This window comes from Agarivorans sp. (genome assembly GCF_050295395.1).
Taxonomy (GTDB): Bacteria; Pseudomonadota; Gammaproteobacteria; order Enterobacterales; family Celerinatantimonadaceae; genus Agarivorans.
In genome coordinates, this window is the sequence record NZ_JBNKPP010000169.1 from 1 (window position 1) to 16585 (window position 16585).

20 protein-coding genes are annotated in these 16585 nt (G+C 48.4%); 7 read left to right on the forward strand and 13 right to left on the reverse strand.

Annotation, left to right across the window (positions count from 1 at the left end; translation table 11 throughout):
- The first annotated feature begins 362 nt into the window (after positions 1–362).
- Positions 363–605, forward strand: coding sequence for a hypothetical protein (locus tag ACQY6Q_RS10115; protein ID WP_427980923.1), 243 nt, complete (start codon positions 363–365; stop codon positions 603–605).
- Positions 606–781: 176 nt separating this feature from the next.
- On the opposite strand, the gene ACQY6Q_RS10120 is transcribed toward ACQY6Q_RS10115, so the two are convergent.
- Both ACQY6Q_RS10120 and ACQY6Q_RS10125 read right to left on the reverse strand, forming a co-directional pair.
- Positions 782–1498: a polysaccharide deacetylase family protein gene (locus tag ACQY6Q_RS10120; RefSeq protein WP_427980926.1), complete on the reverse strand. Its 717-nt coding sequence runs from the start codon at positions 1496–1498 to the stop codon at positions 782–784.
- Between the two features lie 294 nt (positions 1499–1792).
- A complete protein-coding gene (locus ACQY6Q_RS10125; protein ID WP_427980929.1) occupies positions 1793–2302 on the reverse strand; it encodes a MerR family transcriptional regulator in 510 nt (169 codons plus the stop codon).
- 185 nt (positions 2303–2487) lie between these two features.
- Between ACQY6Q_RS10125 and ACQY6Q_RS10130 the strand changes: the two genes are divergently transcribed.
- The 3 genes from ACQY6Q_RS10130 (at position 2488) to ACQY6Q_RS10140 (ending at position 3684) form a co-directional block, all read left to right on the forward strand.
- Complete coding sequence (locus ACQY6Q_RS10130) at positions 2488–2781, forward strand: hypothetical protein (RefSeq protein ID WP_427980932.1); 294 nt, start codon at positions 2488–2490, stop codon at positions 2779–2781.
- A 111-nt stretch (positions 2782–2892) separates the two neighbouring features.
- Entirely contained in the window at positions 2893–3375 is a 483-nt protein-coding gene (locus ACQY6Q_RS10135; protein ID WP_427980934.1) for a cupin domain-containing protein, read from the forward strand.
- A 144-nt stretch (positions 3376–3519) separates the two neighbouring features.
- Positions 3520–3684 (forward strand): hypothetical protein, encoded by a 165-nt coding sequence (locus ACQY6Q_RS10140; protein WP_427980937.1) that lies wholly within the window; start codon positions 3520–3522, stop codon positions 3682–3684.
- A 66-nt stretch (positions 3685–3750) separates the two neighbouring features.
- Here ACQY6Q_RS10140 and ACQY6Q_RS10145 read toward each other — a convergent pair whose 3' ends face one another.
- A complete protein-coding gene (locus ACQY6Q_RS10145) occupies positions 3751–4488 on the reverse strand; it encodes an SDR family oxidoreductase (protein ID WP_427980940.1) in 738 nt (245 codons plus the stop codon).
- A 112-nt stretch (positions 4489–4600) separates the two neighbouring features.
- On the opposite strand from ACQY6Q_RS10145, the gene ACQY6Q_RS10150 reads away from it, so the two are divergent.
- Positions 4601–5485, forward strand: coding sequence for a LysR family transcriptional regulator (locus tag ACQY6Q_RS10150; RefSeq protein ID WP_427980943.1), 885 nt, complete (start codon positions 4601–4603; stop codon positions 5483–5485).
- A 3-nt stretch (positions 5486–5488) separates the two neighbouring features.
- Here the strand turns inward: ACQY6Q_RS10150 and ACQY6Q_RS10155 are convergent, their stop codons facing one another.
- The gene (locus ACQY6Q_RS10155) at positions 5489–6349 is read right to left on the reverse strand and encodes an NAD(P)-dependent oxidoreductase (RefSeq protein WP_427980946.1); all 861 of its coding nucleotides are present in this window, start codon (positions 6347–6349) and stop codon (positions 5489–5491) included.
- 110 nt (positions 6350–6459) lie between these two features.
- Between ACQY6Q_RS10155 and ACQY6Q_RS10160 the strand changes: the two genes are divergently transcribed.
- On the forward strand, positions 6460–7251 hold the full coding sequence (locus tag ACQY6Q_RS10160; protein ID WP_427980949.1) for a substrate-binding periplasmic protein: 792 nt from the start codon (positions 6460–6462) through the stop codon (positions 7249–7251).
- 263 nt (positions 7252–7514) lie between these two features.
- Here ACQY6Q_RS10160 and ACQY6Q_RS10165 read toward each other — a convergent pair whose 3' ends face one another.
- The 8 genes from ACQY6Q_RS10165 to ACQY6Q_RS10200 all read right to left on the reverse strand — a co-directional run bounded on the left by ACQY6Q_RS10165 (position 7515) and on the right by ACQY6Q_RS10200 (position 14914).
- Positions 7515–8279, reverse strand: a complete 765-nt coding sequence (locus tag ACQY6Q_RS10165; protein ID WP_427980952.1) for an aspartate/glutamate racemase family protein — start codon at positions 8277–8279, stop codon at positions 7515–7517.
- Positions 8280–8302: 23 nt separating this feature from the next.
- A complete protein-coding gene (locus tag ACQY6Q_RS10170; protein ID WP_427980955.1) occupies positions 8303–9583 on the reverse strand; it encodes a TRAP transporter large permease in 1281 nt (426 codons plus the stop codon).
- Positions 9580–10101, reverse strand: a complete 522-nt coding sequence (locus ACQY6Q_RS10175) for a TRAP transporter small permease (protein ID WP_427980958.1) — start codon at positions 10099–10101, stop codon at positions 9580–9582. The genes ACQY6Q_RS10170 and ACQY6Q_RS10175 overlap by 4 nt, the downstream gene beginning before the upstream one ends.
- Complete coding sequence (locus tag ACQY6Q_RS10180) at positions 10094–11092, reverse strand: TRAP transporter substrate-binding protein (RefSeq protein WP_427980961.1); 999 nt, start codon at positions 11090–11092, stop codon at positions 10094–10096. The genes ACQY6Q_RS10175 and ACQY6Q_RS10180 overlap by 8 nt, the downstream gene beginning before the upstream one ends.
- Before the next feature lie 28 nt (positions 11093–11120).
- Positions 11121–11912 carry a fumarylacetoacetate hydrolase family protein gene (locus tag ACQY6Q_RS10185; protein ID WP_427980964.1) on the reverse strand — a complete coding sequence of 264 codons (792 nt, stop codon included), beginning with the start codon at positions 11910–11912 and terminating at the stop codon, positions 11121–11123.
- Positions 11905–13365 carry a dihydropyrimidinase gene (gene hydA, locus ACQY6Q_RS10190; protein WP_427980967.1) on the reverse strand — a complete coding sequence of 487 codons (1461 nt, stop codon included), beginning with the start codon at positions 13363–13365 and terminating at the stop codon, positions 11905–11907. The genes ACQY6Q_RS10185 and hydA overlap by 8 nt, the downstream gene beginning before the upstream one ends.
- Positions 13362–14105: a maleate cis-trans isomerase family protein gene (locus ACQY6Q_RS10195; protein ID WP_427980970.1), complete on the reverse strand. Its 744-nt coding sequence runs from the start codon at positions 14103–14105 to the stop codon at positions 13362–13364. Before ACQY6Q_RS10195 ends, hydA begins: the two co-directional genes overlap by 4 nt.
- Before the next feature lie 122 nt (positions 14106–14227).
- On the reverse strand, positions 14228–14914 hold the full coding sequence (locus ACQY6Q_RS10200) for a GntR family transcriptional regulator (protein ID WP_427980973.1): 687 nt from the start codon (positions 14912–14914) through the stop codon (positions 14228–14230).
- Positions 14915–15554: 640 nt separating this feature from the next.
- Here ACQY6Q_RS10200 and ACQY6Q_RS10205 point away from each other — a divergent pair.
- Positions 15555–16037 carry an N-acetyltransferase family protein gene (locus ACQY6Q_RS10205; RefSeq protein WP_427980976.1) on the forward strand — a complete coding sequence of 161 codons (483 nt, stop codon included), beginning with the start codon at positions 15555–15557 and terminating at the stop codon, positions 16035–16037.
- A 40-nt stretch (positions 16038–16077) separates the two neighbouring features.
- Here ACQY6Q_RS10205 and ACQY6Q_RS10210 read toward each other — a convergent pair whose 3' ends face one another.
- On the reverse strand, positions 16078–16404 hold the full coding sequence (locus ACQY6Q_RS10210) for a LysR substrate-binding domain-containing protein (protein WP_427980979.1): 327 nt from the start codon (positions 16402–16404) through the stop codon (positions 16078–16080).
- Positions 16405–16585 lie beyond the last annotated feature (181 nt).

Sequence of the window (16585 nt, forward strand, 5' to 3'; positions counted from 1 at the left end):
TGCAGATGGCGAACTGAACGCAATTGATTTAGTCACAGCAAAGTATCTAGGGCAGCGTATTGCCAATATTGCCAAGAGATTTGCAGTATAAAAATATAACAATTCACGTCATTCAGGGCCTTCGGCCCTTGCGACGCTCACAAGTTAGCGCGTATGCTCGGGGTGTTGAAACGACCCTCTGTCAACGCGCACAAGTCTATTCCTATCGATTAACTCCAGCATAGAAAACCTGAGCGAGAGATCGTTAGCAAGTAAGTGTCGGCGGTTGACTTTGCTAATGACTATTTGAAACACCCATGATTGTGGCGAAACTATCGCCACTCATCTGCGCTTAAGTAAAGCCTTAACGTGGAGCTTTTGTTATGCCTCAGCTTAGACAATCGCAAGTGAGCTTGGATGATACGGCTTATTACCGCTGTGTTGGTCGGGCGTATTTGTGTGGTGAGGATAAGCAAACAGGCAAGAGCTATGAACATCGCCGCCAATGGGTAGAAGACTATTTGTTAACACTGGCAGAAGTGTTCGCCATTGATGTCTGTGCATATGCTGTAATGAACAATCATACCCTTATCGTACTAATCAACAACAAGCTGAGGCGTGGTTAGTACAAGAGCTCTTGAGCGCCGGCATCGCTTGCGCAAAGGCACCTTACTTACCCAAATGTACTTAAATACAGAGCTTGTCCTCAATTAGATGCAAGCCAACTGCAATGTATTAACAATATCGCTGAAATTTACCGCCTACGCCTAGCTAAGTTGTAGCTGTTGCAGTTTCGAGTTGGTTACTTAACCGTTGTCCAAACCTTCCCATCATGAGCTTTCGGTATCACGCCTTTAATCTCAAATAATTTGCTAAGCGTGACAAATTGATAACCGCGGCTTTTTAGCTCTGGAATAATAATGTCTAAAGCCGCTGGGGTTGGGTGGGGAAGAGGTTGAGTGTCATGAAGTAGTACAATGGAGCCGTCTTGAACATTATTTATTACATTATTTGCTACTTCTTGGGTAGTTGCGCCGGTTCCACTCCAGTCATAACCCACGACACCGCTGGCAAACGGATAATCAATAACATCAAACATGACTTCGCTTGTGGCAAGGTTTGGCGGTCTAAAGAAGGCGGGAGCCGTTCCTGTGTAATTTATAATGGCCTGCTGAGTATCGTTTACAGATTTTAATATTTGCTCACGAGTTTTGTTATTGAGTAATTGATAATCCCAAGAGTGATTCCCAAATTCGTAACCACGGGTCACCATGCCTGTTAACAAATCACGAGTTGTGTCATTAATATTTTGTCCGACCAGAAAGAACGTAGCGCTAACATTATGGGCATCTAGTTTTTCTATTACCATCGGCGTGAGCGTTACGTTGGGGCCGTCGTCAAAGGTAAGCGCTACGTATTTCACTGGCTGGTTTGGCGCTTCTTCTTTGGTTATATCGCTCGTACATGCATTTAAACTCGCTAAAGATAATGCAAATATCGCTAAGCTACGTTTAGTCATTTAAGTTTCCTTACTTTGTAAATGTTTAGATTTACGAGAAACATTTAGAGCCTTTTGTTTATTTTATTCAGGCTGATTTAATTATTGTATTTATAACTTAATTTAATAACTTGTCTCAGGATATTATGTAAATAATTAATTTTATTTATAAAATTTTACTTTTTAAGCGATATTACTCCTGCCGAACATAGCAAAAGAGATCCGCATCATGAACTATATGTATCTTACTGGCTCGGCAAAATTAGCCTGTCGGTGGCTATTTAGGTTAGCCTCATCCTTGAGGCTAATAAGCCATTAGAAAGCTCTAATTTTGTTGATCTCTTGGCTGGAAATACCCAGTGATTCTAAGAACTTTTGATGTTCCTCTGGCTCCAGTTGTTCAAACTTTTGATGCCACTTGACCATGTCGGTTTCAGTAAAACCCGCGGCCTGCATAATTTCTACCCAACGTTGTTTATTCACCATTTTTTCCTCTAATAAGCTAGGTTCTTGAAGTAGCACAACAATGGCTTTTTGTTGTGCGCGGAGGTGTTGGATTTCTCGTTCCAGATGCGTGAAGTGCTCTTTCAATATCTGGGTTTGAGACAAGCCATTTCGGGCTAACAAGGAGCGAATGCTGGCTATCGATAAACCGTATGAGCGGAAGGAGGTAATTGTTTTTAAACGCTCCGTTTCCTTGTCGCCATACCAGCGATAACCGTTTTCAGAACGGTAAGTCGGTAATAGCAGTTGTTGTTTTTCGTAGTACAAAACAGTGCTACGCGAAATTCCAAACTGTTTAGCGATTTGAGTTACCGTTAGCATAGCCGCTCCTATGTTTGCCCGAGAAACCATCATGAACCCTGAACTTATAGACGGGTCAACAGTTTACTGTTGGTTAATTTTCATTGGATCGGAATGCATCACAAGCCCAAGTTAAAATTGCGTTTTTAGGCTGAGTGTGGCCTATGATAGCTGAGTATGGGGATTGGGTTTTGTTAGGAGAAAACATGTTCACCGATGCGGCTATATGGATGATTTGGGCCACTTGTGCACTGAACCTACACACTGCTCTACCGCAAGCTACGGCTTGGTATGAAGAAACACAAAATGAATTTCCTCAGTATTGGTTAGCGGGCCTAGAAGGTGAGTGGCAAGTTATTTTGGAATTTTTGGAAAACCGCGAACCCGCCTCCGAAGAAGCTCAGGCCTTAATGCCCGGTGAAGCCCTCGACTACGCTTATGCGCTTTCACTTCATCCTATAGTTGATGATGAGCAAGCTTATGCACTGGCAGAGGCTTAAATTCAGGCGATAGCCGAGCGTTGTGGTGGCGCGGTGGTGATGGACCCATTAGATGATTTGACTACGCGGCCCGCTAAATAGCGCTAATAAGTTTACTAAGGAAGCAAGAATATGGACGCTTACATACTGAGTAAAGCCGAGATCGAGGCTTTTAATGGGGTGGATAAAACCCATTTTTTAAACCCTCAAGCGCAGCGGGTGAATAAATCTTTGGGCGATTTAACCGGGCTAAAGGGTTTTGGTTTTCACTTAATTGAAATTCCAGTGGGCTGTGAGTCTAGCGAGTTGCACAAGCACTATCATGAGGATGAGTGTGTTTATATTCTAGAAGGGCAAGCTGAGGCGCGTATTGGTGATGAGGTGCATCAAGTCGCGGCGGGGGATTTTATTGGTTATCGCGCTGGCGGCGAAGCGCATAACTTGCTTAACAATGGCACTGTGCCACTGCGCTGCATAGTAGTAGGCCAGCGCCTAGCCCACGATGTGGCCGACTACCCGCTGTTGCAAAAACGCCTATATCGACAACAAGGCTTGCCGTGGAATCTAGTCGATATTGCGCAGATAGCCACCCCGCAAGCGGGCAAAAAGGTCTAAATGTTAGGCCTGCCAAGTTGAGCGGCTGAAAGCTGGTGAGCAGTGCCAGAGCGGGTGTTTTAGCTTAAATTTGCGCTGAGTCAAAGGCCTAAGCGCAAGCCTGAGTTATGTTTTTGCGCTGGTCAAACAAGGATGAAAGCGCACATGGAACGTTGTGGAAGGTGTCAGCAATTTACTCGTACTCGAGAAAATACCAAAGATTTATGCGGCGCGTGGGAGCAACCCACCAGTGCCGACCGGCAGGCCTGCCAGTTTTATATTCCGAAAGCACCAGCAAATCGAAGCAAGCCTGCGCCTTCTGGGGTTTAAGCTGGCGCTAAGCCTTAATGGCTAAGCGCTTTGTTGGGCGAGCTGGACGGTATTAAATCAAGCCGTTTAAACCATACCGCCATTGGCTCGCAGCACTTGGCCGTTGACCCAAGCGCCATCAGGGCTCACTAAAAAGTTCACCACTGCGGCGATATCTTCTGCGCTAGCTAAGCGTTGCAGAGGATTCATGTTGGCTAGGCGCTCTACCAGCTGCTCTGGTTTGTCTTTAAGAAATAATTCGGTGGCGGTAGGCCCCGGTGCAACGGCATTCACGGTAATATTACGGCCGCGCATTTCTTTTGCCATTATTCGGCTTAGGCTCTCAATGGCGGCCTTGCTTGCTGCGTAAACGCCATAGCTTTCTAAGTTTAAGCCTACTACCGAGCTAGATAGGTTAACGACGCGCCCGCCATTACGCAGCCGGTTTGCGGCTTGTTGTAGGCAATAAATGGCGCCCTTAAGGTTAATATTCAGTTGCTGGTCGATGTGTTGTTGGTCTACTTCTGCAATTGGTGCCAGTGTCATAATGCCCGCGTTATTCACCAGCACATCGACGCCGCCAAAAGCTTGTTCGGCTTGATCAAATAGGCTCACTACCTGTTCCATTTGAGCCACATCGGCTTGCACGGCAAATGCTTGGCCGCCCGCGGCATTGAGCTGAGTGACTAAGGCTTCTGCGGCTTGGGCTTGCTTGGCGTAATTTATCACCACCGCATAGCCACTGTAGCTGAGTCTTTGTGCAATGGCTGCACCGATACCGCGCGATGCGCCAGTGATTAGCGCCACTTTGTTTTGAGCCGACATACTGCTTTCCTAATCGATAAGTGGGGGGATTTGTTAGCTAGCTTAACAGCTTGCATTGTTCGAATAATCACTCAATACTTGGTAACAGTATTCGAATAGTTGGAATAATCGAGTGGACCGTTTCGATGCCATGCGGGTTTATACACGTGTATTTGAGCAGCGCAGCTTTTCTGCTGCGGCTACCAGTTTGAACTTGCCGCGCTCAACTGTGACCGAGGCGGTTAAGCAGTTGGAACAGCGCGTTGGCGTGCGTTTGCTTGAGCGCACCACGCGGCAGGTAAGTCCCACTTTAGACGGTGAAGACTTTTACCTCCGTAGCGTGAACTTGCTGGCACAGTTGGAGGAGGCGGAAAACGCCTTTACTGGCGCCAAGCCCAAGGGAAAACTACGAGTTGAAGTACATGGCACCTTGGCTCGGCATTTTTTGCTGCCTAAATTGGCTGAGTTTTTACATGCTTACCCAGATATAGAGCTGTTTTTGAGTGACAGCGATAGGCTGGTGGATCCGCTGCGCGAAGGCATCGATTGTGTATTACGGGTGGGCAAGGCCTTGCCCGATGACATGGTGGCCAAGCAAGTAAGCAGTTTAAGCGAAGTGACCGTGGCGGCACCGAGTTATTTGCAGCGCCATGGTTGTCCACGCTATATGCAGGACTTAAAGGGGCACCAAATGGTGGGTTTTCGGGTAAGCCAAAGTGCCGAGCCGCTGCCGCTTGAATTTACTGTGGAGCAGCAACTACAACACTTGCGTTTGCCTTGTAGTATACAAGTGAATTCAGCAGAAACCTTGGTTGAAGCGGCGCGCCTCGGTTTGGGGATTATTCAGCTGCCGCGCTACCATGTTGAGGACGACTTAAACGCTGCTAGCTTGCAGTGCATACTTAGCGAATTCCCACCCGAGCCTTCGCCGGTTTATTTACTGTACCCGCGCAAACGAACACTCTCGGCAAGGGTGAGAGTGTTCATCGATTATTTGCAGCAGGCTTTTAAGGCTTAAGCCCTACTTCACCGTTTTATACACGGCGGCAATGTCTTCATCGGCATAACCTGCCTTGCGCGCTTGCTTAAAGGCTTCGTTGGTGATGGCTGCAGTGGGTAAGGCCAAATCCAGTTTGTCACCCAAGGCGAGTGCTAGGCGTAGGTCTTTTTGCATGTGTTTCAGCGGAAAGCTGGTGCTGTAGTCTTCTGCCAGCAGCATTGGCCCTTTGATTTTAAACATCGGGTTGGCCATGGCGCCGGCGTCTAGTACATCGCTAAGCTGCTGGGCATCTAAGCCGGATTTTAAGCCCAGCGCCATGCCTTCGCTGAAGATGCTCAACATGCCGCCCATAATCATATTCACTACCAGTTTCATTTTGGCGCCTTGGCCCACTTCGCCAAGATAGGGCGACATTTTACCCATTACCTCAAAGGCAGGCAGCGCGTCGTTGTACAAGCTCTTGTCACCGGCGGCTAAAATCACCAAAGTGCCGTCTTCGGCGGGTTTTTTAGTGCCCGATACTGGTGCTTCTAAAAAGCGACCACCCGCTTGGATAATGGCTTGGGCAACGGCTTGTGAGGTGCTGTCGTCTACTGTCGACATATCTACATAACCGCGCCCTTCGCCAATGCCGGCGGCTACGCCATCGGGACCTAGGCAAATAGCTAAGGCGGCTTCTGGGTCGGCCACCATAGCAAAGCTAATATCACAACTGGCGGCGAGCTCTTTGGGGGTGTCGGCTTGCTTGGCACCTTGCGCGACTAAGTCTGCACATTTATTGGGGTTACGGTTCCACACTGTCACCTCAAAACCCGCTTTTACTAAGTTTAAGGCCATTGCCTTACCCATGATGCCTAAACCTAAAAAACCTATACGAGTCATAACTTCTCTCTCTATCCGAATGATGCTACTTGTTCTAAAATTGGGTAAAACTGCTTCATAGCTTTACTATGAATGGAATTAATCTAGTCTTATTTTATATATAAAAATATTTGGTCACACAAAGCATGCGGCTTCTGTCTATTCGTTTATTAACCTTGGTTGTACTCTCATTCTTAATAGTTAGTTTTATTTATGCTAAAACCATTGAATTTGCTACTTTTGAACAACCCCCTGTTATTTATAATCAAAAAGGTCAGTTAAAAGGCATCGCCGTAGAAATCGTAAAAGCCGTATTTAAAGAGATGGAGCAGCCTGTTCAATTTACCAGCTATCCTTTCTCCCGTTCATTAAAAATGGTTCGAGAAAACCAAGCCGATGCTATTTTTGCTATTGTCAAAACTAAGTCTCGAGAAGAAGAATTTATTTTTTCTCAGCAAGTTTTACTTAATCAAGATGCTGTTTTATTAGTTAATTCTGATTCAGACATCCAATATAACGGAAACCTAGTTAATTTGAGGCATTATCGATTTGCCACTCTCAGATCGGCTACATACGGTAGCCAGTGGCAAAATGCAATGACTAACAATGCATTACCTCGGGTTATCGAGTTAGCCACCTATCGCCAAAGCTTGTTGATGCTGGAAAAAAACAGAGTCGATATCGTGATTGGCTCGCATATTACTTTGGCTCAAGAAATTAAAAACTTAAATGCTCAGCATAAATATAAAGTGCTCTATCCCCCGCTAGAGTCTGTGCCTACTTATATGGCCTTTGCTAAAACTAAGCAAAACTACCAATTAAAAGAAAAGTTTGATCAAATACTTAAACAGTTTAAACAAGATGGACGTTATCAGCAGATTGTTCAGGAATATTTAGGTGCTGACTACCCATCTGGTAACTAGTTTAAAATCTCCCTTATTGGCTGGATTGTTTTTAAATAATATTCTAGGTAACAAATTTTATTTCAATCAATAGCTAATCATTAATATTCCGTTTATCGTTCTTATTACATTATTTTATCGATTGCTTTTATCAAAGCTTGTCAGCCAATGCGTTATGTATCCTTTAAGGCTTACACGTTAGTTAAATATTGACTAATTCGCGGCGGACACTTTATGCCAGCCGCTAAGTCTTATTATTGGGCTAAATTCAGCCTAAATGTGCGTTAACTAGCGCTTATGCTTTCCCCACCAATCAGCAAGCTCAGCTCTTTACTTAAACCCTTGCAGGCTTTGCGTGGCGGCAAGGCGTAACTGCCGCTGCGTTGGGCCTGATTAGGGTAGAGTTGAATTAAAGCTTCGGCCTGTTTTACCGCGCAGCTGACGCCGTCTAAGGCCGGCACCGGCAGTTGGCTACTCACGCTTCGCGCCAGGCCAGCTAAGGGAGCGCCGGCTAAAATGATGCTGTCGGCACCATCTTGCTTGACCGCTTGATTGGCCAGTTCAATCAGCCGTTCGCCCTGATTTTGCTGCACTTGGCTAATGTCGCTGAGGGTTTCATCTAAGGCTCGAATCGATACCAAGCGAGCTAAATGGCCTTCGCGCTCTACGGTTTCTCGATACCAGGCTTGAATGCGCTGGGAAATAGCGATGATGGAGATCCGCCCACCTAGCTGCGCAGCGCTGGCAAGCGCGGCGTCGGTCATGCCAATCACCGGTATAGGTAACATTTCACGTAGCGCTTCTAAGCCGGGGTCGCCAAAGGCCGCCACTATCACCGCATCGTAATCAGCATAGTGCTCGGCGGCCAATTGCATTACCGCATAACCGGCAATTTGCGCTTCGGCGCGGGTTTCGATATAGGCCACGCCAAAGGGGGCCGTTAGTACCGTTATTTCAGTTTCTTTCGCGGCACAGCGGCGTGCCTCGGTAGCGATTAACTCGCTTAACGAGCTGGAAATATTGGGATTTATTATTAGAATTTTCATCATCTTTTACTTCTTCATTGGCTTGCTTAATAGCCCAGTTGGCGGGGTAGCCAAGTTACAATGTCGGGGAACAAAATACACATCACCAACACAATATATTGCAATAGAATGAACGGCCACGCGCTGCGGATCAGTTGATTGAGGCCAATCTTAGATACCCCACACATCACAAACAGCAGCACCCCAACCGGTGGAGTCATCATGCCGATCACCAAATTAAATACAAATAAAAAGCCGAATAGCAGCGGGTCGATACCAAAGTGCTGCGCTACCGGTGCTAGTAAGGGAACCAACATGATGTAGGCGGCGTTGGATTCAATAAACATGCCCACTGCTAGCAATAACAGCATTACCAGCATGAGGAAGATGTGCGGGTTATCGGTAAGGCTTTGGATCCAAGCGGCTAAGCGCATTGGCACTAAATCGATGGTAAAGGCAAAGGTAATGGTGGCAGCAAAAGCAATCAATGCACCCACCATGGCGGCGGTAACCGCAGCGTGGAACATCGCCGTGGGTAAGTCTGAAAGCTTCAGTTCTTTGGTTACCCCAAAACCCATGACTAGCGCATAAACCACCGCAATGGCCGCCCCTTCGGTTGGGGTAAAGGCGCCAGCAACAATGCCGCCCACTACCACTATGGGCATCAGCAAAATCGGCAGAGCCTGTACGGTTTTGCTGGCTATCTCTTTCAGGCTAATTTGGGCTTCATTCAGCGGATACTGACGGCGCCAAGCAATCAGGCTAGCCAGTGCGCCAAAGCCCACGGTAAGAATAATGCCTGGAATCACTCCGGCCATAAACAGGCCACCCACCGATACCGTAGAACCCGCCATTAGCGCGTACACGATCATCGCGTTAGAGGGGGGAATAATCGCCCCAAGGTTGGCCGCCGAGGCGATCACCGCGCTGCTATAACCCGAGTCGTATTGCTTACGCATCGACGGAATTAAGGCGCTGCCTAGGGCACTGGCACTGGCCACTGCGGCACCACTTACCGCCGCTAACACCATGCCGGCAATAATCGCCACATGGGCTAAGCCGCCATGGACTCGGCCAATCAGCGAGTTAGAAAAGTCCACCAAACGTTGCAGAATACCGGCGGCTACCATTAGCTCGCCAGCCAGCATAAACAGCGGAATAGCCATTAGCGGAAAGTTATCGATGGCGTGCATCATTCGCTGAGGCAGCACCGATAAACTCATATCACCAATAAATAAGCCCACCAGTGAGGCGCTACCGAGGGCAAAAGCCAAGGGCATGCCTATTAGAGCTAAGATGACGAACACAATAATAATGGCAATGCTCATTCAATGATCTCCTGCACCGCGGGGGGACGGTCTTGGCACAACAGCAACAACAGATGCAAGGCAGCGTGAAGGCCGCAAATGAGTACCGGAAAGTAATAAATCGAGGCGGTGATTTCGATAGTGGGCATCATTTGCTGCCATTTATCGGCAATGGCGTCTAAGGCCAGCCAAGCGAGGATCAGCATTAACACAAGGCTGAGCGCGGTAGTAAAGCGCCATACCCAGTGATAAACAGACTTAGGCATGCGGCTGGTTAGCGCATCTATGCCCACATGAATACCGCGCGCTATACCCTGCGGTAGCGCTAAAAATATCGCCCAAACAAACAATAAGCGCGAAATCTCTGCTGCCGAGTCGATGGACGCCGAGAATAGGTAGCGCAGCATGACCTGCACCGATACCAACAGCGTCATCATGGCCATCGCTGCGACAATCGCAGCGAAGGAGGCTTTATCAAGCCAAGTGAGCAGCTGACTAAAGCGCGTAAGGGCTGAAGCGGGCTCAGCAAGTTTAGTCAATGGCTAACTCCGTAGTCACTTGGTCAACAATCTCGGCACCAATTTTTTGTTTTAGCATCTCTACAATGCCACTGCTGCGTTGGCGTAGCTCGGCGCGAGTTTCGGCAGATAGTGGCGTGAATACCATGCCGGCGTCAATCAGTGCCTGTTTGGCGGCTTGGTCATCGGCGGCGGCTTGCTCACGTTGCCAGTTAATCGCGCTAGTCATGGACGCTTTTACCGCGGCTTGTTCGCTGGCGGAGAGGCGCTCAAAGCTGTCTTTGTTAACCACTACTACGATGTAGTCGTAGAAGTGCTGGCTGTCTGACAGGTAAGTTTGCACCTCGTTGAAGCGGTTAGTGCTAATAATGCTGTAGGGGTTTTCCTGACCATCGATAACCCCTTGCTGCATTGCCGAGTAGATTTCTTTCACATCCATGGAAATCGGGTTGGCTTTTAGGGCGCGAAAGGTGGCCAAGTGGGTTTCGTTGGGTTGTAAACGAATTTTCAAACCTTCGAAGTCGCTGGCGCTGTTCAGTGGGCGCTTGCTGTTGGTCACATTGCGAAAGCCCAGCTCCATATAACCTAATGAGACAAAGCCTTTTTCGGCGAGCAGGGCGTTAAATTTTTCACCCACCGGACCATCGATAAGATCGAAGGCTTGTTGGCGCTCGGCAAAGGCGAAGGGAATACTCACCGCTTCTAACTCGGGCACGATGCGTGACAAGTAGGAAATGCCAATCCAAGTACCGGCAATTGCGCCAGAGCGTACTTGGTCGACGTTCTCTTGGGCGCCACCGAGTTGTAGAGCTGGGAACAGATTTACATCCAGATCGACGTCGGTTTTGGCTAACTCTGATTTAAACACTTCCATGGCTTTAGTGCTGGAGTGATCTAGCGCGAAGTTACTGCCAAAACGTAGGGTTTGTGCTTGCGCCGCAGTGGCTAAACCTAGCCCAGCAAATAACAGCGCGGCGCTTAGGCTTTTGGTGAATTTCTGTTTTAGTTCCATTAAATAGTCTCCTGATCTTGATGCTGTGTTATGACAATGTGGAGTTTGTTTCAAGCCGCACCTGCACCGGGGAAAAGCCCTCTAGGGATGCAAAAAACGGCGTTGCTGGCGTGAGAGTTTGTAGGCCAGCCCAAGTGCCGGTGGCGATGATGCTGCCGGCGGCTAATGGCTGCTGATAAAGCGCCTGACTAAGGTTGGCCAACCACGGCAAGGCCGCTAACGGATGACCTTGCGGGTGAGTTAGCTTGCCTTCGCTAAGCGTGTGTTCGCCCAGTTTAATCACTGGCGCAATTTGGCTAAATTGCTCATCCCAGCCGATTAACGGCGAGCCTAATAAAATGACGCGGCGGTTCATTTGGTGGTCGGCCAAGCGATACAAACTTGGTAGTTGCTGCCAGTTGTCGGCGCGTAAGTCACAGACTTCTAGCGCTAAATACACCTCGCCAATCGCCGCTTTGGCCTCACTTAAGTTGCAGCCATAAGCCAGTGGTTGTTTTAGGCGTACCGCTAACTCTAACTCTAGGGCGGTAAAGCTGCAGGCCTCATCAGCTGGAATCACCAATTCATTATTGTCTTGATGATGGCTTAATAGTGAATCGTCTAGCGCGGCGGCACTGGAATGACCCAGTTCTCCACCCAGCTTCCACAATTTAGGGCCGCCTTGCTTAAACCAGCCCAGTTGTTTAGCCACTTCGCCTTGTACTTGATAGGCTTGCTGTACCGTACTTGGGCTTAGGTCTAAAGCTTGTTGGTAAGTCATTGGCTTGAGCTGCTGGCGGGCTGCCACTAGCTGCGCTACTAAGCTTTGTAGTTTATCCATGTTTGACTCCGCTACGTTTAAAGGGCTGTGAATGCACCTTGGGCTTGGCGGGTTGCGGCGCGCCGCATTTTAAGAACTGGCCGTGGCCTTGTGGCGCTACAAACTCGCCTTGGTTCCACAGCAGCGTGCCACGGCTGAAGGTCATGGCGGGCCAAGCGTTGACCGCTATACCTTCGTAAGGGGTGTAATCCACCGCATGGTGTAAGTTGGCGTTGCTAATGGTGCGGCGGGTCTCGGTATCCCAAATAATAAAGTCGGCATCGGCGCCTATCGACAGTGAGCCTTTGCGTGGGTACAAACCATACATTTTGGCCACATTGGTCGAGGTGATTTGCACAAATTGCTCGATACTGATTTTGCCGCTCATTACCCCATGAGAGAACAACAGTGGTAAGCGGGTTTCCAAGCCGGGAATACCATTAGCCACTTTGTCGAAGCTAGGTTTGTCGCCAAAGGCTTGTTTACCTTTGGGATCGGCATAGCTAAAGGGCGCGTGGTCCGAGGAAAAAATCGAGAAGGTATCGGCCTGCAAACCATCCCATACATAGGCTTGGTTTTGTGGGTCACGCGGTGGTGGACTACAAATACACTTAGTGGCTTCGTAGTCGTCTTCGCCACCTAAATCCTCGGTGGATAAGAACAAATACTGGGGGCAGGTTTCGGCGTAAATTTTTAAGCCTTTGTTTTGTGCCCATTGAATTTGCTCAATCGCTTCTTTACCGGAAACGTGCACGATGAGGATTGGCACATCCACTAATTCGGCAAAGCTAATCGCGCGGTGAGTGGCTTCGCGCTCGACCAGCATCGGCCGAGATTGGGCGTGGTACTTCGGTGCAGTATGGCCGGCGGCGACGAGTCGCTCGGTCAGCCAGGCAATGCAGTCGAAGTTTTCTGCATGCACCATCACTAGCGCCCCATGTTCACGGGCTACTGCTAAGGTGTTAATGATTTCCCGATCCGACAGCATCATGTCTTCATAGGTCATGTAGATTTTAAACGAGGTATAACCCTGTTTAATTAATGCTGGCAGCTCTTCGTTTAATACCTGTTGGTTGGCGTCGGTGAGGATCATGTGAAAGGCGTAATCAACGCAGGATTGCTGACCAGCGCGTTGATGATATTGCTCCACCGCTTCACGTAAACTTTGGCCGCGTTGCTGCACCGCAAAAGGAATGATAGTGGTGGTGCCACCACAAGCTGCCGAACGCGGGCCAGAGAGAAAGTCGTCGGCCATTTCCACATCACCTTTAATCGGTTCGGCCAGATGACAATGCCCGTCTACTCCGCCGGGAGTCACCCAAGCTCCTTTGGCATCAATTTCTTGAGCGCCGCTGGCTAAACCTTGGCCAAGCGCGGTGATGATGCCATCACGTACCCCAATGTCGGCCATAAAGGTATCGGCGCCGGTGGCGCAATGGGCATTGCGAATAACTAAATCAAAGTGATGACTCATTTGGCCTCCTGAAAAAAACGACCCCAGCCGCGCACTTCGGCGCAGTCAAAATTCATGCTTTCGAGCATTTTCCAAATCACAGTTGAGGTGGTATCAATAATCGGAATGTTCAGTTCGGCTTCCCATTGGTCCACTTGGTCGGCCGAACGAAGATTGGTGCAATACAGTAAAATGGCATCGGGAGCGGCCTCGGCCACTTCGCTGACAGCTTGTCTTAAGCACTCCGGGCTAACTTCAGAAAAGGCAAAATTGTCGCTGATCTCTAGATGGCGTTCGGCCACGGTGCTAATGCCAATGCTTTGGTAGTTTTCAATAATTTTCTGCTGCACGTCGCTGGTATAGGGCGAGACGATGGCAATGCGTTTTATCGCCATGCGCGCTAATACTTGGTTTAAGGCCAAGATTGAAGAGGTGGCGGGAATGCCAGTGCGCTGTTCAATTTGCTGGCAGAGTGTTTGGTCTTGCTCAAAGCCCATCCAACCTGCGGCGGTGCCGGACCAGCCAATCATGTCGACTTTGGCGTCGGCCAGTAAGCTAGCCGCTTGCAGGATCGGCTCAAGATCGAACTGTTTTAGTTCGTCCTCGCCGAGGCTGATACGGGTGACGCTAAAGCGAGAGAAGTGTGCCGATACACCGTCTACTTGTTGTAACAGTTGGCTAGTGAGTGGTTCTAAAGCGGTATTCGATGAGGGGGTTAATACCCCCAACAAACAACGTCCACTTGCTAAGCGGTCAGCCATGGCTTTACTCCTGATAGCACTGAAAACTAATGTTTTCAAAATTGCATGCAATTATTTATGCAATTATCGAAGCAGGAACTATGCCAATGGTAAATGAAGGGGCTGGCGTGATGCTAATCGGCTTAGCGAAGAATGGCTTCCCAGTCCACTTCATCAATATCGCTGGCCCCGTCTAGGTTTAAGGCGTTTTCGATATGCGCTAAGTGGTGTTGCATTAATGCTATGGCTTTGGCTTCGTCACCCGCTTCTATCGCCGCGACAATGTTGTCGTGTTCATCTTCTGGGCAGGCCGGCGTATTAGGCACATCGTAAAGGGCGATGATTAGGCAGGTGAGCGGGCATAGCTCGGCCATTTGCTTGTCGATGTAGCGGTTGCCACACATGCTGGCCAGCAGCATATGAAAGTCGCCAGATAGGCGAATAATGGCACGTCGATTAGACTGTTCTCGGGCTTGTTTTTCGGCGGCGAGATGGGCTTTTAGGCGCTTGATGTCGGCCTTGTTAGCATGAGCGATAACGCCGCGAATGATCGCCGGTTCCAGCAGGTTGCGCATGGCAAAAATTTCTTTAGCCTCAGCTACTCCTGGGCTGCTAACGAAGTAGCCGCGATTGGGCAGTTTTTTCACCAAGCCATTCTCTGCCAACATCACTAAGGCTTGATTGATTTTGGTTCTAGAGACCTTGAAAGCCTCAGCCATACGCGATTCCGAGAGCTTAGAGCCCGGCGCAAGGCGGTGTTCCATAACAGCATTGGTAATGGTTTCTGCAATCTGCGCCGCTTGGGGTTTGGCTAACTTTTGTTGTTCCATGATCTTTCTCATCTGTAGCTCAGTGCCTTAAAAATATTTTTTAAGGGCAGTCTTTGGCTATTCTGCTGGTATTTTTGGCACAAATAAAATGCAATTATGCACACAATTGGTGACCAAGTTTATAACATTGCACCAAGTTAAAGCTTCATCGTTGCCCTGCTCATACTATTGAGCCCGCTGTTGATAATGATGGCATAGTTGCTTGGTAAAATCTTGCCACTGCGTAGCAATAAACGGCCCATAAAGCGGATGAAGTCGCCAATATTCACGCTGGTTAGTATTATGCCCAGAGCTAATATCGCTACTCAACTTGCATATTAAGTCACTTTACCTTAGCTATTGTATGCTTTTCTAAGACATAAAGAATGCAAAATTGCATGCAATTTTTGTTTTTATACTGTTGATGGTTTGTCGAACCTTGGCAAATCTGATTGCTTGGCGCTGAGCGCCCGATAAACGAAAGCATGGGCTGATGATTTTTTAGTGCTGGTGAGTGGCCAAAAGCATGCCTAGATTGGCTAATAATTGTGTTATGTTTTGTGTTTACAAAGCCCCAATTATGAATAGTTTGATTCATTTAGGCGCTTATAAAACCAAGCAAATTAACAGCATAGCGAGTCATCAATAGGTAATCGTAGCAGTGAATAAACTCAATATTAGACCGGCAATTCCCGACGATGCAGAAACCATTTTACAATTTATTAAAGACTTGGCTCTGTATGAAAAACTAGAGCACGAAGTCAAAGCCGATGTGGCGTCGATTACTCAAAGCTTGTTTGCTGAAGGAGCGACTGCCCATGCAATTATTTGCGAGCTAGACGGTGAGGCGGTGGGTTATGGGGTGTATTTTTACAATTACTCCACTTGGTTAGCTAAAAATGGTCTCTACTTGGAAGATCTCTATGTGGCGCCGCCCTACCGTAAAATTGGCGCGGGCAAAGCGATACTAAAATACTTAGCACGGCAGGCGGTGGCGAAAAACTGCGGCCGTTTTGAATGGTGTGTGCTGGATTGGAATCAGCCTGCGATTGATTTTTATCAGTCGATTGGCGCCGAGCCACAGGATGAGTGGATTCTTTATCGTTTAACTGGCGAAGCGCTGCAAAACTTCGCAGATTCGTAACTTGCGCTGGCAGCCAACGGCGTTTGGCCGTTGCTGTTGGCTATAAGTGATATACCGAGGTGGGGTGTTGCGCCTCGGCCACTAGCGCGTCTACTACCGTGCGTTGGCGTGGTTTATGATAACGAAAGCGTGGCCATAAGGCATAAATTGTCATAGTGGCCCCGGCGTAGTCATTCAGCACCGTCACTAACGCGCCACTGCTAAGATGTTCGCTGATCAAACAGGTGGGCAGTTGACATAGTCCCAGTCCACCCAAGGTAGTTGCTACCATGGCGTCATCATCACTAAAAACATAGAAACTAGAATGGCGGTAGGGCGCAGTTGGCAGAGTATGATTGGGTCGCCAAACGTGTGGATGCGTGGTTATGGTCGGTGGATGATGACTGGGCGATTAGCTAATTGTTGGTAGAATTGGGCCGAAGTGGCTCAAGGGCGGCCTGCGGCCAATTACGGCTAAGCAACCTTCTTCGATTTATATGGAAACCCCAATGCGCCCTATCAACGTTATTACAATGTGGTACGTATTGGTCGCCATGCTTTGTTAGAAC